Origin of the sequence: Actinoplanes sp. NPDC048791, from assembly GCF_040650095.1 — a bacterium.
In the GTDB taxonomy this organism is placed as follows: domain Bacteria; phylum Actinomycetota; class Actinomycetes; order Mycobacteriales; family Micromonosporaceae; genus Actinoplanes.
Genome location: NZ_JBEZGQ010000792.1, coordinates 1 through 4003, shown reverse-complemented (window position 1 = coordinate 4003; position 4003 = coordinate 1). Strand labels below are relative to the sequence as shown.

Sequence of the window (4003 nt, the reverse complement as noted above, 5' to 3'; positions counted from 1 at the left end):
GCCGGCATGCGGGGGCATGCCGGCCGGTCCCATCTTCAGACAGTGACGGGTGCCCCGGTACGCGAGTACGCCAGCACCGCATGCCGCCCGAGCAGCACCCGCTCCTCGGTCAGCCCCGGCACTTCCTCGGTCCACCGCCGTACGGCGTCGCGCTCGTCCTCGCGGTTGGCGTCGTCCAGCACCACGGTGGCCGTACCCGCGAGCCGCCCGGCGAGCACCGACAGTGCCGGGTAGCGCGCGTCCGGACCGGTGGCTGCGGGCGGGCCGTCGACCAGCAACAGGTCGATGCCGGTGAGGTCGGTCAGCTTGTCCGCGTCGTACCACTGGTAGGTCTTGCCGTTGACCGTGAGCTCGCGCAGCGGGGCCTCGCGGACCTCGGCGACGGCGTTGAGGCCGTGGGCGGCGAGCATCGTGCGGGTCTGCCGGGCGTAGTCGGGGTCGTGGTCGAGGGAGACGAGCTTGCCGCCGTACTGTTCCAGGGCGTAGGCCAGCCACACCGACGAGGTGCCGCTGCCCAGCTCGACCACCAGCCGGGGCTGGCGCAGCCGGACCAGGTGCAGCAGTTCCAGCAGGTCGGTCGGGTTGAGTGCGAAGTCACCGGAGGACGGCATCGGCGCCCGCGGGGTGAACTGCTGGAAGAGCTGGACCAGCGCCTCGATCTCCCGGCTCTGCGCACGCAGCAGCAGGTCGGTGCCGTGCCCGCTCTGCCGCAGGCCGCGGGTGACGGTCCGGGTCAGCTCCTGGTGGCGGTCCCCGGCGGTGAGCCGTTCCTTCTCCACCGTCGCGACGACCCGCCGCTGCAACTGCTCCACGACCGTGCGCAGCTCGCGGTGCGCGTTCTGGTTGGCCCGGTAGACCCCGCCGATCCAGCGGGACAGGTGCAGGATCCCGAGCAGGACGGCCAGCAGCAGACCGGCCACCAGCGACAGCGCGAGACCCTGATGGCCCGACCCGGCCGACCACCAGACCCCGGCGCAGAGCGCCAGGATCACCATGAGGACCACTGCCTGGGGGCGTGTCAGGCTGCGCAGCCGCACCGCCAGCCGACCACCGAACCGGACCAGGCTGCTCATCGAAGGACCTCCAAAGTCATGCGCGCCGGGCCCGGCGCGGGTCAACACGATCGCCTAACGCCCGCGGCGACACCGCCGTTACGGTCGGGCGATCAACGCGCCGCGTTGGGCCGGGGCGACCGGGTGCGGCGCGGTGACGATTCCCGCGATGCGGTCGACGAAGAGCTGCGGGTCGTGCGCCTTGGCCACGACGGCCCGGGCCCGGCGGCTCTGCTCGGCGTAGAGCTCACGGTCCGCGTGGTACCGCTGGATCGTCGCCTCGGCCTCGCCCGGTCCGCAGTAGACGGCGGCGTCGCCGAACACCGCCGCGTGCCGTTCGGGCATCACCACGACGCAGCCCAGGGCCGCCGCCTCCAGGGCCGGCCGGGAGAACGTCTCGATCCGGTCCGCGCTCGGGAAGTGCAGGTAGAAGTCGAGCTGATGGACGAAGGTCCGCAGGTCCAGATCACCGGCGTCGTAGACCAGCCGGGACCGCGGGCCGCCGGGGTGATATCCGGTACGCGGCCAGTCCGGCAGCCGCAACCGCACGTCCCACTCGCCGACCTCGTCGTAGACGGTCAGCGCCGCCCGCACGTCCCCGGGCCAGACCCCCTCGTCACTGAGGTCGGTGCCGACCACGGCCGGCCACCTGCCGGCCCCGTCCCGCCCGGCCGACCACCGCTCCCCGTCCACCACGGCCGGCAGGTCGTACGGCGTCAGCTCGACGGTCTCGCTGCGCAGCACGGCCCGTACCTGCGGGTCCTGCGGGCACCAGAGCGGCTCGGTGCTGAACATCCGCAGCGCGGCCCGGGAGCAGTCGGCGGGCACGTACCGGCGGTCGGCGTCGGCCAGCCGTCCGGGTGCCTCGTCGGCGACGATCAGCACCTGCCGGCCGCGCAGCAGGCACGGGTCGTCGGGCGGGAACTGCAGCACCGCGGCGTGCCGCACGATGATCAGCTCGGCGCGGTTCTCGTCACCGGGCAGCAGCTGGTCCACCCGGCCGTCGTTGACCAGTTGCTGCAGCGGCGCGCAGAGCGGCCAGCGGCGCCGGGCCGGCGGGCGCAGCGACTCGATCTGCATCACGGCGACCCGCAGGCCGCGCGCGATCAGCGCCCGGATCTCCTGCAGGCCCGACTGCTGCGCGCCCTGCAGGAAACGCCAGTCGGCGACCAGCACGACGTCGTACTCGGGCCGCCCGGCGGCCTCACCGCGGGCCAGCCGCAGATGGTCGGGAGCGGCGAAGGGCCGGCGGCTGCCGTCGCGCGGGCGCAGCGGATCGGCGGCCCGGGCGGCGATCCGCGAGTGCCAGCGCTGGTACGCCGACATGTACGCAGTCCGCGCCGGGTGCATCCAGTACGGCCGGATCTCCGCCCGCGACAGCGAGCCCAGCGCCAGCCGGATCAACGCGAGCGGCCGCGAGTCGAGGTGCCGTACGGCAGCCGCGCCGAAGACCGCCACCATCCGCCCGATGTACTCGGAGTCGGCGGCCTTGCGCACCGGATCGAAGTAGCCCAGCCGGTCCATCACCTGGCCGCGGCGGAACAGCAACGACGACGGGTTGAACCGGCTGCGGCGTACCCCGGGCCGGGTGACCAGCAGCTCCTCGGAGACGCCGAGGCCGTCGGAGGTGGTGGCGACCAGCCGGCGGTCCTCCAGCAGCGGCCTGACCTGCAACTCCAGCCGGCGCGGATGGGACCAGTCGTCGGAGTCCTGGAACGCCACGAACTCGCCCTCGGCGGCGTCCAGGCCGGCGTTGCGGGCCGCGTAGGTGCCCCTGTTCTCCGGCTGCTTGACCAGCCGGATCCGCCCGCCCAGCGCGACCGCCCGGGCCAGCACGGCGTCGTACTCCGGCGGCGAGGCGTCATCGACGATGATCACCTCGACGTTGCGCCAGGACTGGTCCAGGATCGAGCGGACGGCCGTGATCAGGCCCTCGTCGGGGTGGAACGCGGTGACGATGACCGAGATCCGCTGCGGCTCGTCGATGCCGGCGACCGAGGTGGCCACGGTCAGCCGGTCGAACGGCGGCACCCCGGCCTTGTGCTCCAGCGCCAGCGGCGGCTCCGGCAGCAGCTTGCGGAAGGCGGTCAGCCAGCCGATCACCGGCCCGGTGCCGGCGAACGGATTGGCCAGGTCGAGTTCGAGATCCGCGCGCACGCTGTCGGTGATCCGCCGGTACGCCGCCAGCAACGGCCGGGCCCGGTTCGCCCCCTGCCAGGCCAGGGCGAGCTGGACGTGCAGGCCCTGGTGCGCGGCCGGCAGCGCGTCGGCGCCCAGCGCGGTGCGGATCAGCTCGTACAGGGCCAGGGCGTCGGTGCGGTCCTCCGGCAGCATGTCCTGCTGGGCCAGGGTCTGCGCCAGGCCGGCCAGGACGGCGGGCTTGACCGCGCGCCGGCGCTGCTTGAGCCAGCGGGTGTCCCCGGCGCGGACCGCGGCGAGCAGGTCGGCGTAGGACGCGTCGGACTCACCGAGCCCGGAGCGGGCGAGCAGCTGCCGCGCACCGAGCGAACGGATCCGGACCGCGGTCGGCGGGACAGCCATCCGGACGTGGTAGCGGGCGACTCGCAGGTAGTCGTCGAGCAGACCGGGTGTCTCCCCCATGCGGCAACAGACCTCTTCACGTACGCCCTGGATGTCGCTAGGCGCAACGTCGGCAACCGGATCGAGGTGACGGGTTGGTCAGACGGCCGCGAGGACGGCTGCTTCCACGCGTTCGCGCTCGGAGGCCTCGGCCCAGGCGCCGACCAGGTAGAACGCGTCCACCACGTCGCTGCCCAGGGTGGAGATGCGGGCCGCGCGCACCTCGGCGCCGGCCTCGTCGAGCGCGCTGGCGACCCGGAAGAGCAGGCCCGCGGAGTCAGCCGCGCGCAGCTCCAGCACGACCGCGTCGGTGGCCGCCGCGCGGTGCCAGACCACCCGGGGAGCCGCGCCGCCGCGGGCCGACATCGCCC

At 73.9% G+C, this 4003-nt stretch carries 2 protein-coding genes and 1 pseudogene; all 3 read right to left on the bottom strand.

From position 1 onward, the window contains the following. Positions 1–35: 35 nt before the first annotated feature. Complete coding sequence (locus AB0C29_RS37140) at positions 36–1073, bottom strand: class I SAM-dependent methyltransferase (RefSeq protein WP_360830616.1); 1038 nt, start codon at positions 1071–1073, stop codon at positions 36–38. Positions 1074–1151: 78 nt separating this feature from the next. Continuing rightward, positions 1152–3653 (bottom strand): glycosyltransferase, encoded by a 2502-nt coding sequence (locus tag AB0C29_RS37135; protein ID WP_360830613.1) that lies wholly within the window; start codon positions 3651–3653, stop codon positions 1152–1154. 78 nt (positions 3654–3731) lie between these two features. Then, a pseudogene (locus AB0C29_RS37130) lies at positions 3732–4003 on the bottom strand ([protein-PII] uridylyltransferase); the annotation flags it as partial.